Below are 16183 nucleotides of genomic sequence, written 5' to 3'. Positions count from 1 at the left end.
TGCCGGGAAAATCACACGCTATGTTGAAGGTATTATGTATTGCAGCGCTGCTGCTAAATAGTGTGATGGCGAATGCAGAAGATGAAGAAGCGTTTCAATCCTGGGTCTCGGCGTTACGTCAGGAAGCGCTGGCTTTACACATTGCGCCACAAGCGGTTGATTTCACGCTCAATAGTGTGACCTATCTGCCAAAGCTAATTGATCTGGATCGCAAGCAGCCAGAGTTTGTGACCAGTTTCTCAGCCTATGTGAATCGCCGCATCAACCAGCGTGTAGTCATCAAAGGCAAGCAAATGCTGCAAGATTACCAAGGTGTTTTGTATGTGGTGGAAGAGCTGTATCAGGTGCCCAAAGAGGTGCTGGTCGCTTTTTGGGGGCTGGAAACCAACTTTGGCGGCTATATGGGCGATATCCCCCTGGCATCCGCCCTGGCTACTTTATCTTATGAAGGCCGCCGGGCAGAGTTTTTCAAGCGTGAACTGCTTAACCTGATGCGCGTGGTTGAGCGTGAGCATCACTACGATAGTGTCGTCACAGGCTCTTGGGCGGGCGCCACCGGGCATATGCAATTCATGCCAAGCACTTTGCTCAAGTATGGGGTTGATGCCGATGCCGACGGCAAAATTGATATATGGAATTCATACCCGGATATATTCAGCTCAGCGGCCAATTATCTTTCCCAGGCCGGTTGGCAGGCCGGAAAACCCATCAGCATGATGGTGGCATTGCCTCAAGGATTTGATTACAGCCTGGCACAGTTGCAGCTGTATAAACCAGTCAGTGAATGGGTAAAACTGGGGGTGATCGGCGTGCCGGATAATGCGATGAGCCTGCCGCAAGCAGCGATTATCCTGCCACAAGGCTTTGATGGACCTGCCTACATGATATTCCCGAATTTTGATGTGATCATGCAATGGAATCGCTCGGTGAATTATGCACTCAGTGTGAGTCTGTTAAGCCAGCAGTTACGGCAGGATATATACACCCTGGCAATGCCCCCTGAACCGCCGGCACTTAGTTACCAGCAAATGTGGGCATTACAGGAGGCACTGAACGCGCAGGGGTTTGATAGCGGCACGCCGGATGGCTTTCCTGGTGGCAAAACGCAAGCCGCGATTCGTCGCTACCAGGCAACCCAGAAGCTGCCACAGGATGGTTACCCGGGTGTTGAGATATTTAACCGGCTGACAGCGCCACCCCCTTAAAGAGAGAGCCATAGTTTATGAACTGATGTTGACGCAAAAGATGTTGTGAAGTCAGCGCAAAATCAACCGGCAATGAAGGAATAACATTGCCCAGGCAGCGAATTAAGCCATTAACTGATCATTTGTAGCCAGTGCTGGCTTATTGCAATGGGTTTTATAGCCCATTAATTAAAATGCATGCCATTGCTTAGCCGCATGCTTTCGGATAGAATGCGCAACCTTATTGATTCGCAGCATGTCTGTGAGTTTATAGTCGCGTAGCTCAGCTGGTTAGAGCACCACCTTGACATGGTGGGGGTCGATGGTTCGAGTCCATTCGCGACTACCAGATATTAAAAGCCACCTCAAGCGAGGTGGCTTTTTTATTTTTCGCATTTTCGACGCTGATCAACCAAGCTTAATGACGATTGACTGCTTCAACTTTGGTGAGCAGTTCCGTTGCAGACTTTTCACGCGCTGTGCGATAATGTTCGTTTGGTCACAAAGCAGTGCCATGCGCTTGTTTTATTAGTGATTTTAACCTTTCGAGAGAGAATACATGCCTGTAATACGCTTGCCTGATGGGTCCACCAGAAGCTTTGAGAATTCGGTGACCGTGGCTGATGTTGCGATGAATATTGGTGCTGGGCTGGCGAAAGCCGCTTTGGCAGGCAAAGTCACGCATCCAGGGCAAGAGGCTAAACTGGTAGATACCAGTTACCTGATCGAGCAGGACGTGGATCTCGCAATTATCACTGACAAAAATGAAGAGGGCCTGGAGGTGATCCGTCATTCCACCGCTCACTTATTGGCTTATGCCGTCAAAGAATTATTTCCTGATGCGCAGGTAACCATAGGTCCTGTGATTGAAAACGGCTTTTACTATGATTTTAGCTATAAGCGCCCGTTCACACCGGACGATTTGGTAGCGATTGAAAAGAAAATGGTTGAGCTGGCTAAAAAGGACGAAAAAGTCGAGCGCACGGTATTGCCGCGCGATGAAGCGGTCGCTTATTTCAAAAGCATTAACGAACATTACAAAGCAGAAATCATTGCCAGCATCCCCAGTAATGAGGATGTGTCTTTGTATGGTGAAGGTAACTTTACCGATTTGTGTCGCGGTCCTCACGTGCCGAACACCGGCAAATTAAAAGCATTTAAATTGATGAAGCTGGCTGGCGCTTACTGGCGTGGCGATAGTAACAACGAGATGTTGCAGCGTGTCTATGGCACAGCCTGGCGCAATAAAGAAGAGCTGGAAGCTTATCTGCATATGCTGGAAGAAGCTGAAAAACGCGACCATCGCAAGCTGGGCAAACAGCTTGATTTCTACCATATGCAGGAAGATGCGCCTGGTATGGTGTTCTGGCATCCTCGTGGCTGGGTGATTTGGCAAGAAGTCGAGCAATATATGCGCGCCAAATTCAAAGAATATGATTACCAGGAAGTGCGCACGCCGACAGTATTGGATAAGACCCTGTGGGAAAAATCCGGTCACTGGCAAAATTACCGTGACAATATGTTTATCACCCAGTCGGAAAGCCGCGATTACGCAGTGAAACCGATGAACTGTCCCGGTCATATTCAGATTTTCAACAGTAGCCTGCATAGCTACCGTGACCTGCCTTTGCGTCTGGCTGAATTTGGCTCCTGTCACCGTAACGAACCTTCCGGTTCCTTGCATGGTTTGATGCGCGTGCGTGGCTTTACCCAGGATGATGCCCATATTTTCTGTATGGAATCGCAGGTCGAGGCCGAAGTGGCCGACTTTATCAAGATGCTATACGAAGTCTATAAAGACTTTGGTTTTGATGACGTGATTGTCAAGCTGTCTACCCGTCCTGAAAAACGCGTGGGTACTGAAGAAGCGTGGGATATGGCTGAAACCGCATTGGCAAATGCGATTAAAGCTAATGGGCTTGAGTTTGAATATCAGCCCGGCGAAGGTGCATTTTATGGCCCTAAAATCGAGTTCACACTTAAAGATTCATTAGGAAGGATGTGGCAATGCGGCACAATCCAGCTTGACCCGAACCTGCCGGAACGCCTGGGTGCAGAGTATGTGGCAGAAGATAATTCCCGTCAGCGCCCGATTATGTTGCATCGCGCGATTGTCGGTTCCATGGAGCGTTTCCTGGGTATTTTGATTGAGAACTTTGCTGGTGCCATGCCCACATGGTTGGCGCCGGTGCAGGTCATGGTATTGAATATTTCTGATGGTCAAGCCGATTATGTGCGCCAAGTGGTTGAAAGTTTGAAGAAAAATGGCATTCGATGCGATTTTGACTTGAGAAATGAGAAGATTACCTATAAAATACGCGAACATAGTTTGCAGAAGTTGCCATACCTGATTGTGGTAGGCGACAAGGAAATGCAAAATGGTCAAGTGGCCGTACGTACCAGAAAAGGTGAAGATCTGGGTGTGATGACGGTAGACGCGTTTGTAGCGCGTGTGCAACAAGACATCCAAAGCAAGGTCTGATTTTCTCAGGTGCTGTGCGGCTTTGTTTATTTGTTTAGGGGATTGTTATAGCTCAAGATAAAGATACACGCATCAATGGCGATATTACTGCGCCACAAGTGCGTTTAGTTGGTGTAGATGGCGAACCGTTAGGTGTGATGACTCTGAGAGAGGCCTTTGCCAAAGCGGAAGAAGCTGATATTGATATTGTTGAAATTGCACCAAATGCAGCACCACCAGTGTGCCGTTTGATGGATTATGGCAAATTCAAATACGCCGAGAGCAAACGTCTGCATGAGCAAAAACTAAAACAAAAACAGGTGCAAATTAAAGAGGTCAAGTTCAGGCCCGGCACCGATGATGGCGATTACAACATCAAGCTGCGTAATATCATCCGCTTTTTGGGTGATGGTGATAAAGCGAAGATTACTTTACGCTTCCGTGGTCGTGAGATTACGCACCAGGAATTTGGTTTGGCGTTGTTAAAACGCCTTGAAGCAGATTTAACAGAACATGCATTGGTTGAGCAATATCCTAAAATGGAAGGCCGACAAATGGTTATGGTACTGGCACCGGCTAAAAAAGTCGTTCCGGTTGCCAAAAAAGCAGATAAACCTGCTGATAAAGAAACCCCAGGCGTTGAATAATTTTCACGCCAGCAAGCTAAAGTAATAAAAAAATTTTTTTGGAGTAATACGGCTAAATTGGCTGCCTAGTTACTCTCTATTCAACCTCTAAGGAGACCAAAATGCCAAAGATGAAAACAAAGAGCAGCGCCAAAAAGCGCTTCAAGTTCTTGGGTAACGGTAAAGTGAAGCGTACGCACTCTCACTTGCGCCACATCCTGACCAAGAAAACCACCAAGCAAAAACGTAAGCTGCGCGGTACTTCCATTATTTCTGCAACTGATGTCAAACGCGTTCGCGCAATGATGCCTACACAATAAGGAGACCGACATGCCTAGAGTAAAACGTGGCGTCATAGCCCGCGCAAGACACAAGAAAGTTTTAAAAGCAGCTAAAGGTTACCGTGGTCGTCGTAAGAACGTTTACCGCGTTGCCAAACAGGCGGTGATGAAAGCCGGTCAATATGCATACCGTGACCGTCGTCAGAAAAAACGTCAATTCCGTACATTATGGATTGCACGTATCAACGCTGCAGCCCGTGAAGCTGGTTTGACATACAGCCGCTTCATGAATGGCTTGAAAAAAGCTGCGGTTGAAGTTGACCGTAAAGTATTGGCTGACCTGGCTGTGTTTGATAAAGCTGCTTTCGCTAAATTCGTAGAATTGGCAAAAACAGGTTTAAGCGCCTAGTCTGACCTACCGAAAAAAGAGGCTGCGGCCTCTTTTTTTATTTCAATTGCTGCAACAAAAATAATCGCAAGAAAACATAATTATGGCCGATCTCACCCCCTTAATCGCAGAAGCGCAGCAAGACTTTGCTAACTGTCATGATGTGCCAGCCCTGGAAAACGCCAAAGCCAAATATCTGGGTAAGTCTGGCGCATTGACCGAAGCCCTGAAAGGCTTGGGTAAACTTTCTGCGGAAGAACGTCCGGCAGCTGGAGCCGCGATTAATGTGGTTAAACAATCGGTTGAGCAGGCACTCAATGCACGCCGCGACAGCATTCTGGCTGCAGCACAAGCCAAGCAGCTGGCGAGTGAGAGCATTGATGTAACGTTGCCGGCAAGAGCACAGTCTGCAGGTGGTTTGCACCCCGTTACGCTGACGTTACGCCGGGTAGAAGAACTGTTTCATTCTATCGGTTTCAGCGTTGCCAACGGCCCTGAAATAGAAACTGATTTTTATAATTTCACCGCTCTGAATATTCCTGATAATCATCCTGCGCGTGCCATGCACGATACGTTTTACGTAGATAACGGCACTGACAGTATGGAGCACGTGTTGCGTACACATACCTCACCAGTACAAGTGCATTACATGGAAACCAACACGCCGCCGCTGAAGATTATTGCGCCTGGTCGCGTGTATCGTGTCGATTCCGATGCCACCCATTCACCTATGTTCCACCAGGTGGAAGGTCTGTGGGTAGATGAGCAGATCAGTTTTGCAAACCTCAAAGGCGTGGTACAGGATTTCCTGCAAAAATTCTTTGAGCGCGATGACCTAACGGTGCGTTTCCGTCCCTCATTCTTCCCGTTCACCGAGCCATCTGCCGAAATGGATATGAGCTGGAATGGCGGCTGGCTGGAAATCGGTGGTTGCGGCATGGTGCACCCGGAAGTACTCAAGCACGTGAATATCGATAGTGAAAAATACCGTGGCTTCGCGTTTGGCCTGGGCGTAGAGCGCCTGGCAATGTTGCGCTACGGGGTAAATGATTTGCGTCATTTCTTTAATAATGACCTTCGCTTTTTGCAGCAGTTTATTAAATAAACGCTCGTCACTTTTAAACCTCATCAGATAGGTATAAATAAGAATATGCAGTTTTCAGAACAATGGTTACGTTCCATGGTCAACCCAGCGCTGGATACTGCGCAACTTGGTCATGCATTGACGATGGCGGGCCTGGAAGTCGAAGAGTTAACCGCGGTTGCGCCTGCTTTTCAGCGCATAGTGGTGGCAGAAATCCTTGAAACGGCCAAGCATCCGGATGCTGACCGCTTGCAGGTCTGTAAAGTCAATGTCGGTGGGGAAGTGCTGCAAATTGTGTGCGGCGCATCTAATGCACGTGCCGGCCTGAAAGCACCTTGTGCATTAGTCGGTGCAGAATTACCTGGTATCAGTATTAAACAGGCTAAAGTGCGCGGTATGGAGTCATTCGGCATGATGTGTTCAGCCAAGGAGCTGGGGATTGCTGCCGAAGCCAGCGGCCTGCTCGAACTGCCTGCCGATGCGCCTGTCGGGCAGGATATCCGTGAATATCTAGACCTCAATGATCATACTTACACACTGAAATTAACGCCTAACCGTGCTGACTGCCTCAGCATTATCGGCATCGCACGAGATGTCGTAGCCATGACAGGCGCGCCGATTCAAGTGCCTGCCATCCAGGCTGCTGTTGTCAACAGTAACCAAAGCAAGGCTGTTAATGTCACCGCCAGCGAAGCCTGCCCAGCGTATTACGGCAGGGTGGTTGAAGGTGTGAATGCACAGGCTCCAACACCGGACTGGATGATTCGCAGGCTGGAGCGTAGCGGTATCCGGAGTATCAGCGCCTTGGTTGATATCACCAATTACGTATTGCTTGAGCTGGGTCAGCCACTGCATGCGTTTGACCTGAATCTGCTGCAAGGCGATATCCAGGTTCGTTTTGCACGAGCGGGTGAAAAATTATCCCTACTTAATGATACTGAAGTAACCCTGAAAGCCGATGACCTCGTCATCGCAGATAGTCATGGTGCAGTGGCACTGGCAGGGATTATGGGTGGCAAACCTACTTCAGTGACAGATAAGACACATTCCATATTCCTTGAAAGCGCCTTTTTTACGCCGGATACTTTGGCGGGCAAAGCTCGCCGTCTGGGCTTGAGCACAGACTCATCCTACCGTTTTGAGCGTGGCGTGGATTTCGGTAATACTTCGCAAGCGCTAGAACGCGCGACAGCACTGGTGCTGGAAATTTGTGGCGGCAGCGCTGGGCCTATCACTTCTGCGACTGCTCAACTGCCAGAGCGTAAACAGGTGTCTTTCCGTTACGAGCGTTTGATTTCGGTGCTTGGCATTGAGATAAGCGCAGCGCAGGTCGGCCAATTGCTCACCCAGTTAGGCTTTGTATTCAGCGAATCGAATGGGGTGTTCAAGGTGAGCGCGCCTAGTTTCCGCTTTGATATTGCGCGTGAAGAAGACCTGATTGAAGAAGTTGCCCGGTTGCATGGTTACGAGCATATCCCGGCATTAACGCCAGTCGCGTCTCAAGGCATGCTGGCAGCGCCTGAAGCTAAGCGTAGTCACGACCGTTTGCGTGACGTGATGGTGCAACAAGGCTATCAGGAAGTCATCACCTATAGTTTTGTCGATGCCGCCTGGGAACGTGATTTATATGCTAACCACCAACCTATTGCCTTGAAAAATCCTATCGCCAGCAATCTGAGCGTGATGCGCTCTGGTTTGTGGGGCGGCTTGCTCGATACCTTGAGTTATAACCTCAACCGTCAGCAATCGCGTGCGATGTTGTTTGAGCTTGGCAGTCGCTATTTGCGCCAGCCTCAAGGCTATACGGAGACACTTGTGTTATCAGGGTTATGTTATGGCAATGTGTTGCCAGAACAATGGGGCAGTGCAGCGCGCCAGTTCGATTTTTACGATGCCAAAGCACATGTTGAAGCATTATTCGCGAACACAGTACGTTTCGTTTACGAATTACATCCGGCACTGCATCCTGGTCAGTCAGCACGTATTTACATGGGTGATAAAGCCGTAGGCTGGCTGGGAAAATTGCATCCGCAATGGCAACAGCAATATCAACTTACCCAGGCTTGTTTCCTGTTTGAGATAGATGTGGCTGCCATCCAGACCAAACAAGTTCCAGTGTACCAAGAGGTAAGTAAATTCTTGCCGGTGCGTCGCGATTTAGCCATGGTGGTTGACCAAAATATCTCTGCGCAAGCAATGATAGAAGCCATAATTGCAGAGCAAATTCCGCAGTTGCTAACGGTTAAATTGTTTGATGTTTATCAGGGTAAAGGCGTGCCAGAAAACAAAAAAAGCCTTGCATTTCTTGTACTTATGCAAGATACTGCCAAGACTATGGTCGATGAGGAAGTGGACACAATCTTGTCACAAATCCTAAAAAATTGGTCATCGAATTTTTCTGCAGTACTAAGATAATTATTCGGATATTCCTCGGTGAGTCGAGGAATATCAGTTAATTCAATACTAGCGTAATCTCACATAATAAGAAGGTTCAGGGGATCGTTAATGACACTCACAAAAGCTGACTTGGCTGATTTGTTGTTTGAACAAGTCGGACTAAATAAGCGTGAAGCCAAAGATATGGTCGAAGCGTTTTTTGAAGAAGTACGTAATGCACTGGAAAATGGAGACAGCGTAAAACTCTCCGGTTTCGGTAATTTTGAGTTGCGCACTAAATCAGAACGTCCTGGCCGTAACCCGAAAACAGGCGAAGAAATACCAATTTCGGCACGTCGCGTGGTGACTTTCCATGCCAGTCAAAAATTAAAATTGCGGGTAGAAGAGCACTACGCAGAACAACCTTTGCAAGCACAAGCTTAATTTAGTATTTACACATGGTCGAAACGCAAAAAATCACGCTACCGCCTATCCCCGCCAAACGCTACTTTACCATTGGTGAAGTCAGCGAATTGTGCGGTGTAAAGCCACACGTATTGCGTTACTGGGAACAAGAATTCACCCAGCTCAAACCTGTTAAACGTCGCGGCAACCGTCGCTACTACCAGCATCATGAAGTTTTGCTTATCCGCAAGATTCGTGAACTGCTTTACGAGCAAGGTTTTACTATCAGTGGTGCCCGCAATCGGTTAGATGGCGTGGATGAAAAAGCAGAAAAGGCCGGACGCTTGGCAACAGAGTCCGCAAACCAGAATGCAACTGCAATTTCAGCTGAAGCTTCAAAATTGCCGACTGTAGATATTTTGGCTTTAAAAGAGCAGTTACAGCAGGTAATAAACTTGCTCAAAGTCGCTGCCTGACTAGCTTCCAGACACACAAAACCGCATATTCTGCTTAGCGAATATGCGGTTTTGTTTTATAATTCAGCCTTCTTTTCAGGCGGGTTCCCGCTTGAGATCAAATGTCGGGGCGTAGCGCAGCCTGGTAGCGCACTTGCATGGGGTGCAAGGGGTCGAGTGTTCGAATCACTCCGTCCCGACCAATCGAGACTTATTAAATTAAGTGTTCCATTTTATTTAAAACGGCTCTGAATCCCAAATCAAATGCGGCTGAAAACTTGTCGTTCGTCCGACTGTGTAAGTTTGATAATCAGAATTCCTCGCCCCTATTAAAAGCAAATAACCGCTTTTAGTATTTACGTTAGTATTTACGTGTTCGCTGTTCCAAGTATTTATCACCAGCTATTTGATTTGCTTTATACATTTCATCAAGCTTTTTATTCAAAGCATCACACTTATCTTTCCATTGTTCAGAGTCTTCCAAGCCGTCATTAAGGTGTGACATTAAATAATCATACCTTTCATTTTTCTGCTTTTGCGTTAAGCCTTGCTCATCCATGGAGGCATTGATTGCTTTCACGCGTTTTATCCGGATGTTTGATTTGGCAGAATATTTAGCATATACCATCTTGATTCGCTTCAACTTTTTTTATTTCAGCCTTAGAAAACGGCATTGCCTTTTCATAAGTATTTGTTGTGGTGATAGATTGCTGTTGTGCGCATGATGTTATTCCTAAAGCAACCAGAGAAATCAATACTCTTATCATCATAGACCTCGTTCTTTACTTGCTTAATTGTAATGACGATTTGTTTGGGATGGTGACATTTAATAGATGGGGGTAATTTGGGTGTAGATATACAGTGGTATTGTTTGACTCAGGAGATTCGGTGATTATCTTAATTTTAGATCTTCGAGATATTCACTTGATCGTTCAAAGTTAGAGATTCTAGCTATATGCAGTCTGAAGTGAGTCATTTTTGGCTGTATCCATGATGTAAACTGAATGGCCTTTAATACGTTCACACTTTAAGCCAACCATTTAATTCAACTATGAAAACGCTTATATTGGCATTAACTCTAATGACTTGCGTACTTGCAGCCCATGCAGAAAAAAACGCCTGGTTCTATAAGTCGTCCAGGCTCCTGTTATCCAAAGAATTGAATACTTGCCATGACTTTAGGAATGCAGGAAATATTCCACGCTTTAACGAATGTGTGACTTCTAAGTTAAATGCTTATGATTCAATCAAGCTTAAGATGGATGACCCCTCAGTAAGCCCGTTGATAGGCGAGTCGGTGTGTGTGGACAAGATTAGAGCGGGTTTTGAAAATGGCGCGCGTTGCATGGTGGCTGCCATTGATATCTGTAAGCAAGACAGTAGTGGCAATATCCCCAATGCACTCACCTGTTTACGTGCTTTCTCAACGCCAAACTGGCAAGCTAATCCTTCCGCGATGAAGCTGGATTTCACCAGGCCTGTAAGGAAAGAAGATGAGATCAAGGGCTATATTCAGTAATTATTATGTCAATGAAAACAAACCCGCATTACGCGGGTTTTTTTATGTGAGCAAAAAGAAACGATCTTCCTACATCAAAATAAGGAGACACTTATAACCGCATTCCATTTAAGTTTCGATAATCCATGCTCCTTATCAATTAAATTGGAATAAATATCATGGCTAAAGCACCGAAGACTCAAATTGGATTAGGTTCCGTTTTATCAACTGTATCTGGACCTTCTACCCATGAGCCGCCGGACTCAGCTTTGGATAATTCAGTGCCTACCAAATTAGTAGATAAATTTGTAGGGTCGGATGAGCTTTCAACATCTTTTCCCCACAATGCCACAAAATCCTCTGAATACGGTGAAGCTTCACGTTGTCCTTTCTCAGGTACGATTTCAGAGGCGCCAGACGCAATAGTCGGCGCCAGCACCGTCAGTGAATTGAATACCAATGAAAAGACTGGTGAAGGTCCGCCAGATGGTGAGAATCTGCAAAAAGGCGATTTGGATCGTGTTCGTTCTGATTCGGCTGGCCAGACACTCACAACCAACCAAGGCGTTGCTGTTGGTGATAATCAAAGCTCTCTTAAAATTGGACTGCGTGGTCCGACCGCGATGGAAGATTTTATCCTCCGTGAGAAGCTTACACATTTTGACCATGAGCGTATCCCGGAGCGCGTAGTGCATGCGCGTGGTTCTGCAGCACACGGTTATTTTGAGAATTACCAGCCTTTATCCAAATATACCAAAGCTACGCCTTTTAATGAGGCGGGCAAACAAACACCGGTTTTTGTCAGATTCTCTACAGTGGCTGGTGAGCGCGGTTCAAGTGATACAGCCAGGGACGTACGCGGGTTTGCCGTTAAGTTTTATACTGACTCAGGCAACTGGGATCTGGTGGGGAATAATATTCCGGTGTTCTTTATTCAGGATGCGATGAAGTTTCCTGATCTGGTCCACGCGGTGAAACCTGAGCCGCACCACGCCATGCCGCAAGCTTCTTCCGCACATGACACTTATTGGGATTTTGTTTCCCTGATGCCTGAATCAACCCATATGCTGCTATGGCAAATGTCGGATAGGGCGATTCCCCGTAGCTATCGCACGATGCAAGGCTTTGGTGTACACACCTTCCGTTTGATTAACGAAAATAATGAATCGGTATTCTGCAAGTTCCATTGGACGCCGGTGGCAGGTACGCATTCGTTAGCCTGGGATGAAGCAGTGAAGATCAGTGGCGCAGATCCAGACTTTCATCGCCGTGATTTGTGGGAAGCGATTGAAGCGGGTGCTTATCCTGAGTGGGAGCTTGGCCTGCAAATATTCACTGAAGCAGAAGCCGATAAATTTGACTTTGATGTGCTGGATGCGACCAAACTGATTCCGGTTGAATTGGTGCCGCTGGTTGCAGTTGGAAAATTAGTGCTGAACCGTAATCCGGATAATTTTTTCGCAGAAACCGAACAGGTTGCTTTCTGTACTGCACATATTATTCCAGGTATAGATTTCACTAATGACCCATTGTTACAGGGCCGCATTCATTCTTATCTGGATACGCAAATTTCCAGACTAGGCGGTGTCAATTTCCATGAAATCCCTATCAATGCGCCGCTAGAAGAAGTTCATAACAATCAGCGCGACGGCATGCATAGACAGAATATTCCACGCGGCCGTGTGGCTTATGAACCAAACTCCTTAGGCGGTGGTTGCCCATTCCAGGCGGGTATGCAGGGATTCACCAGCTTTCCAGAACCTGTCGCGGAGGATAAAGTGCGCGGCAAGCCGGAAAAATTTGCTGACCATTATTCTCAAGCAACGCTTTTCTGGATTAGCCAGTCTGAAATTGAAAAGCAGCACATTATCAATGCCTTCAGGTTCGAACTCACCCGCATACAGGTGCCTGCCATACGCGAACGGGTGGTATCCCTATTAGTGAATGTGGATGAGACATTGGCTCAGGAAGTGGCTGATGGATTGGGCATTGATTTGCCAGCTGCCGCACCTTTAGCAAGTGATATTTCGTTTCCGGTATTGGATGCTTCACCGGCTTTGTCAGAAACCTTCTATCCAGGTGATGGCACTATTAAAACCAAACGTGTTGCCATCCTGGCTGCGCATGGTGTGAATGGAGCCAACGTCAATGCTTTGTATGATGCCATCCTTGCTCAAGGCGGGGTACCACGTATATTGAGCACTAAACTAGGCAAGCTGGAAACCGCAGAAGGAAAGACTATTAATGTTGAAGCGACCTTGGAAACCATGCCTGGCGTGCTGTTTGATGGGATGGTAATCGCCGAGGGTGAGCAGTCGGTGGCCAATTTGGCACTCAATGCCCACACCTGTGAATTCCTGCAAAATCAATACCGTCATTGCAAACCTATCCTGGTTCCTAATACGGCAAGAAGCTTATTGCAAAAAGCAGGCATTCAGGAAGTTTTATCAGATGGTAACCCTGATCCAAGCCTGTTTATCGCGGATGATGACGCTTATGACAATATTGAAGCATTTATCACTGCACTGGGTAAACCGCGCGATCACTCTCGTGAAACAGACCCGCCGCTGGTCTAATCTGTTTTTAAACGCTTAAATACTCAAAAAGCTTTAAAGTTTTTCTTAGTTAATTGCTTCTATTTGAAAATAGCCAGCCTTACGGGCTGGCTATATTTTTTGTGTTTCAAGTGTGAGTTTTTTGAATATCAAAGGCTATCTTTTTAGCCATGATGGTGTGCAATAAAAGTAATTTACGCAGGCTTCACATCTAAAAACAGATCATAATTTCCAGCTCTTCACTGTACGCTAACCCGCTTAAAACTTCATGTTGTTGTTATTTCTGTGAAATAAAAGAGCCTGTTTAACTGCACCCGTCTTAATCCTTAATATCCTCCTACATGAGAATAATTCAAAGGCCGATTTTGTTTGGTCTGCCAAACCCTTAAGCTACAAAGGAGTTAAGCAAGGTCTAAAAATTTAATGAGGAGCAGTTGATGAGTCGGTCGCCTTTTGAAGTTAAAAATATCAAGCCGCATGCGGCACACAACAGTCAGGGACTACTCGCTTTGCCAGGTAATTCCAAACCTGCATTGTTATGTTTATCACATTTGCGCTGGGATTTTGTGTACCAAAGGCCGCAGCATCTGATGAGCCGCTTCTCCAAGATGTTCCAGGTATTGTTTTTTGAAGAACCGATTGCCAGTGAAGGCGAAACTGCCTGGCTGGAAGTGAAAATGGCACATGAGGATGTTCGCGTATTGATCCCGCATATTCCTGCCCGAGAGATAGGCACAACTGGCGGCATGGATTTACTCAGGAGTTTACTTGATCGCTATCTGATGATTGCGGACGTTGATCCAATATTGTGGTATTACACGCCGATGAGCCTGTCGTTTACTGATCATATTAATGCGTCGCTGGTTGTTTACGATTGCATGGATGAACTTTCTGCTTTTCTTGGGGCACCACCTGAGTTGCTCGGTTATGAGAAGGCTTTATTCAAAAAGGCTGACATCGTGTTTACCGGTGGCTACAGCCTCTATGACACGAAACGCAAGCAACACCAGAATGTGCATCCGATTCCAAGTAGCGTTGATACCGTGCATTTTGGCAAGGCAAGACTCGTGAATGAACAGCCTGTTGATCAGGCCAATATAGCTGGACCAAAAATCGGTTTTTATGGCGTGATTGACGAGCGGATTGATGTTGCGCTCATTCGGGAGATTGCTACCGCGCGCCCGGATTGGCAGTTGGTAATGATAGGACCGATTGTAAAGATAAACCCGGAGACGCTGCCAAGACTGCCGAATATCCATTATCTGGGGCCAAAAACGTATGATGAGTTGCCGGTATATTTAAGTGGTTGGAAGGTGGCATTAATGCCATTTGCCATTAATCAATCCACGCGGTTTATTAGCCCCACCAAAACACCGGAATACCTGGCAGGCGGACGGCCAGTGGTTTCCACCCCTATTCATGATGTTGTCCGCATGTATGGTGAAAGTGAGCTGGTGCTCATTGCCGCAGATAGCCAGGCATTCATTGATTCAATCGAGATGGCGCTCGAAGCTATGGAAAATCCTGCTGTTATTTCTGCAAAAGCTGACAGCATTTTGCGTGGTATGTCATGGGATAAAACCTGGCAAAAAATGTATTTGCAGATGGAAGATAAGCTGCAGATCAGTCCAGCCAATGCTTTTCTCTCTAAAGTATCGCAAACAAGTCCGGTATTGTTAGGGAGCAGTTAATGGCTGAATTAGAGTTCGACTACTTGATTGTAGGAGCCGGGTTTGCCGGTAGCGTGCTGGCGGAACGGTTGGCATCTGATTCGAACAAAAGTGTGCTTCTAATTGATCGACGCCCGCATATTGGCGGCAATGCTTATGATTATTTCAATCATGATGGCATCCTTATTCATCAGTATGGCCCGCATATTTTTCATACCAACTCGCAACGTATCCTGGACTATTTATCGCGCTTTACTGAATGGCGCGCGTATGAGCATCGCGTGCTGGCAGATGTGGATGGCCAGTTGCTGCCCATCCCCATTAATTTAACAACACTGAACAAGTTGTATGGTTTGAACATGGATGCTGAACAGGCTGAGAAATTCCTGGCAGCGCGCGCCGAACCTGTGGCGGACATTAAAACGTCAGAAGATGTGGTCATCAACCAGATTGGCACAGAGTTATACGAAAAATTCTTCCGCGGTTACACTAAAAAACAATGGGGGCTTGATCCTTCTGAGTTGGATAAATCGGTGACTTCGCGTGTGCCTACACGAACGAATGATGATGACCGCTATTTCCAGGATGAATTTCAGCAAATGCCACTGCATGGCTATACCGCCATGTTTAAAAAGATGGTGGACCACCCCAATATTAAAACGCTCCTAAATGTGGATTACCGCGTCGTCAAAAATACCATCAAATATGGGCATTTGATTTTTACCGGACCTATTGATGAATATTTTGATTATTGCTTTGGTAAGTTGCCATATCGCTCGCTTGAATTCCGGCATGTGACAGTTGATAAACCCCAATTCCAGTCCGTGGCTGTGGTGAATTACCCGGATGAACAGATCAAGCATACGCGCATCACGGAATATAAATACCTCACCGGGCAAGTGCATGACAAAACAGCATTGACTTATGAAGTTCCGCAGGCAGAGGGAGATCCTTACTATCCTATCCCGCGACCACAAAATGCAGCTTTGTATAAAGAGTATCAAGCGTTGGCAGAGGCAACCCCGGAAGTAACTTTTGTCGGGCGTCTGGCCACTTACAAGTATTACAACATGGACCAGGTGGTGGGTCAGGCATTGGCAACTTACCAGCGATTAGTAACGGTGGAGGCTGATTCGGCGCTTGTCATGGCTACTGCGCTTAAAGAGACCTAAATTGCATCCTTCAGAAAGTTTCAACAGT

15 protein-coding genes and 2 tRNA genes are annotated in these 16183 nt (G+C 46.7%); 15 read left to right on the top strand and 2 right to left on the bottom strand.

What is annotated here, in order from left to right; translation table 11 throughout:
• Positions 1–20 precede the first annotated feature (20 nt).
• The 11 genes from ASG24_RS02730 to ASG24_RS02680 all read left to right on the top strand — a co-directional run bounded on the left by ASG24_RS02730 (position 21) and on the right by ASG24_RS02680 (position 9463).
• Positions 21–1205, top strand: a complete 1185-nt coding sequence (locus ASG24_RS02730; protein ID WP_055867561.1) for a lytic murein transglycosylase — start codon at positions 21–23, stop codon at positions 1203–1205.
• 251 nt (positions 1206–1456) lie between these two features.
• Positions 1457–1533 (top strand) — tRNA-Val (locus ASG24_RS02725).
• A 210-nt stretch (positions 1534–1743) separates the two neighbouring features.
• A complete protein-coding gene (gene thrS, locus ASG24_RS02720) occupies positions 1744–3666 on the top strand; it encodes a threonine--tRNA ligase (protein WP_055826073.1) in 1923 nt (640 codons plus the stop codon).
• A gap of 47 nt (positions 3667–3713) precedes the next feature.
• Positions 3714–4292: a translation initiation factor IF-3 gene (infC, locus tag ASG24_RS02715; protein WP_200936971.1), complete on the top strand. Its 579-nt coding sequence runs from the start codon at positions 3714–3716 to the stop codon at positions 4290–4292.
• Between the two features lie 101 nt (positions 4293–4393).
• Positions 4394–4591 (top strand): 50S ribosomal protein L35, encoded by a 198-nt coding sequence (gene rpmI, locus ASG24_RS02710; RefSeq protein WP_019881750.1) that lies wholly within the window; start codon positions 4394–4396, stop codon positions 4589–4591.
• A 10-nt stretch (positions 4592–4601) separates the two neighbouring features.
• Entirely contained in the window at positions 4602–4961 is a 360-nt protein-coding gene (rplT, locus tag ASG24_RS02705) for a 50S ribosomal protein L20 (protein ID WP_055826068.1), read from the top strand.
• A gap of 82 nt (positions 4962–5043) precedes the next feature.
• The gene (gene pheS, locus ASG24_RS02700) at positions 5044–6045 is read left to right on the top strand and encodes a phenylalanine--tRNA ligase subunit alpha (RefSeq protein ID WP_055867553.1); all 1002 of its coding nucleotides are present in this window, start codon (positions 5044–5046) and stop codon (positions 6043–6045) included.
• A 45-nt stretch (positions 6046–6090) separates the two neighbouring features.
• Positions 6091–8439: a phenylalanine--tRNA ligase subunit beta gene (gene pheT / locus ASG24_RS02695; protein WP_055867551.1), complete on the top strand. Its 2349-nt coding sequence runs from the start codon at positions 6091–6093 to the stop codon at positions 8437–8439.
• 90 nt (positions 8440–8529) lie between these two features.
• Positions 8530–8844, top strand: coding sequence for an integration host factor subunit alpha (locus tag ASG24_RS02690; RefSeq protein WP_055826063.1), 315 nt, complete (start codon positions 8530–8532; stop codon positions 8842–8844).
• Positions 8845–8858: 14 nt separating this feature from the next.
• Positions 8859–9281 (top strand): MerR family transcriptional regulator, encoded by a 423-nt coding sequence (locus ASG24_RS02685; RefSeq protein WP_055867548.1) that lies wholly within the window; start codon positions 8859–8861, stop codon positions 9279–9281.
• 105 nt (positions 9282–9386) lie between these two features.
• Positions 9387–9463 (top strand) — tRNA-Pro (locus ASG24_RS02680).
• 158 nt (positions 9464–9621) lie between these two features.
• On the opposite strand, the gene ASG24_RS02675 is transcribed toward ASG24_RS02680, so the two are convergent.
• Together ASG24_RS02675 and ASG24_RS14570 are read right to left on the bottom strand one after the other, a co-directional pair.
• Entirely contained in the window at positions 9622–9840 is a 219-nt protein-coding gene (locus ASG24_RS02675; RefSeq protein ID WP_156376508.1) for a hypothetical protein, read from the bottom strand.
• Positions 9841–9874: 34 nt separating this feature from the next.
• The gene (locus ASG24_RS14570) at positions 9875–10030 is read right to left on the bottom strand and encodes a hypothetical protein (protein WP_156376507.1); all 156 of its coding nucleotides are present in this window, start codon (positions 10028–10030) and stop codon (positions 9875–9877) included.
• Between the two features lie 311 nt (positions 10031–10341).
• Here ASG24_RS14570 and ASG24_RS02670 point away from each other — a divergent pair, with 311 nt between their 5' ends.
• From ASG24_RS02670 to glf, 4 genes are all read left to right on the top strand, one after another.
• On the top strand, positions 10342–10779 hold the full coding sequence (locus ASG24_RS02670; RefSeq protein WP_156376506.1) for a hypothetical protein: 438 nt from the start codon (positions 10342–10344) through the stop codon (positions 10777–10779).
• A 158-nt stretch (positions 10780–10937) separates the two neighbouring features.
• Positions 10938–13334: a catalase gene (locus ASG24_RS02665; protein WP_055867540.1), complete on the top strand. Its 2397-nt coding sequence runs from the start codon at positions 10938–10940 to the stop codon at positions 13332–13334.
• A gap of 416 nt (positions 13335–13750) precedes the next feature.
• A complete protein-coding gene (locus ASG24_RS02660; RefSeq protein ID WP_055867538.1) occupies positions 13751–15004 on the top strand; it encodes a glycosyltransferase family 1 protein in 1254 nt (417 codons plus the stop codon).
• Positions 15004–16155, top strand: coding sequence for a UDP-galactopyranose mutase (glf, locus tag ASG24_RS02655; protein WP_055867535.1), 1152 nt, complete (start codon positions 15004–15006; stop codon positions 16153–16155). Before ASG24_RS02660 ends, glf begins: the two co-directional genes overlap by 1 nt.
• Positions 16156–16183 lie beyond the last annotated feature (28 nt).

It is taken from the genome of Methylophilus sp. Leaf414, from assembly GCF_001425425.1.
GTDB lineage: Bacteria > Pseudomonadota > Gammaproteobacteria > Burkholderiales > Methylophilaceae > Methylophilus.
Note: the sequence above shows the minus strand (reverse complement) of the source record. Positions and strands in the feature narration are given on the sequence as shown.

Bases quoted from the DNA above. Each gene is read 5' to 3' on its own strand.
- ASG24_RS02730 (WP_055867561.1), top strand. From the start codon at position 21: ATGTTGAAGGTATTATGTATTGCAGCGCTGCTGCTAAATAGTGTGATG.
- thrS (WP_055826073.1), top strand. From the start codon at position 1,744: ATGCCTGTAATACGCTTGCCTGATGGGTCCACCAGAAGCTTTGAGAAT.
- rpmI (WP_019881750.1), top strand. From the start codon at position 4,394: ATGCCAAAGATGAAAACAAAGAGCAGCGCCAAAAAGCGCTTCAAGTTC.
- rplT (WP_055826068.1), top strand. From the start codon at position 4,602: ATGCCTAGAGTAAAACGTGGCGTCATAGCCCGCGCAAGACACAAGAAA.
- pheS (WP_055867553.1), top strand. From the start codon at position 5,044: ATGGCCGATCTCACCCCCTTAATCGCAGAAGCGCAGCAAGACTTTGCT.
- pheT (WP_055867551.1), top strand. From the start codon at position 6,091: ATGCAGTTTTCAGAACAATGGTTACGTTCCATGGTCAACCCAGCGCTG.
- ASG24_RS02690 (WP_055826063.1), top strand. From the start codon at position 8,530: ATGACACTCACAAAAGCTGACTTGGCTGATTTGTTGTTTGAACAAGTC.
- ASG24_RS02685 (WP_055867548.1), top strand. From the start codon at position 8,859: ATGGTCGAAACGCAAAAAATCACGCTACCGCCTATCCCCGCCAAACGC.
- ASG24_RS14570 (WP_156376507.1), bottom strand. From the start codon at position 10,030: ATGATGATAAGAGTATTGATTTCTCTGGTTGCTTTAGGAATAACATCA.
- ASG24_RS02670 (WP_156376506.1), top strand. From the start codon at position 10,342: ATGACTTGCGTACTTGCAGCCCATGCAGAAAAAAACGCCTGGTTCTAT.
- ASG24_RS02665 (WP_055867540.1), top strand. From the start codon at position 10,938: ATGGCTAAAGCACCGAAGACTCAAATTGGATTAGGTTCCGTTTTATCA.
- ASG24_RS02660 (WP_055867538.1), top strand. From the start codon at position 13,751: ATGAGTCGGTCGCCTTTTGAAGTTAAAAATATCAAGCCGCATGCGGCA.
- glf (WP_055867535.1), top strand. From the start codon at position 15,004: ATGGCTGAATTAGAGTTCGACTACTTGATTGTAGGAGCCGGGTTTGCC.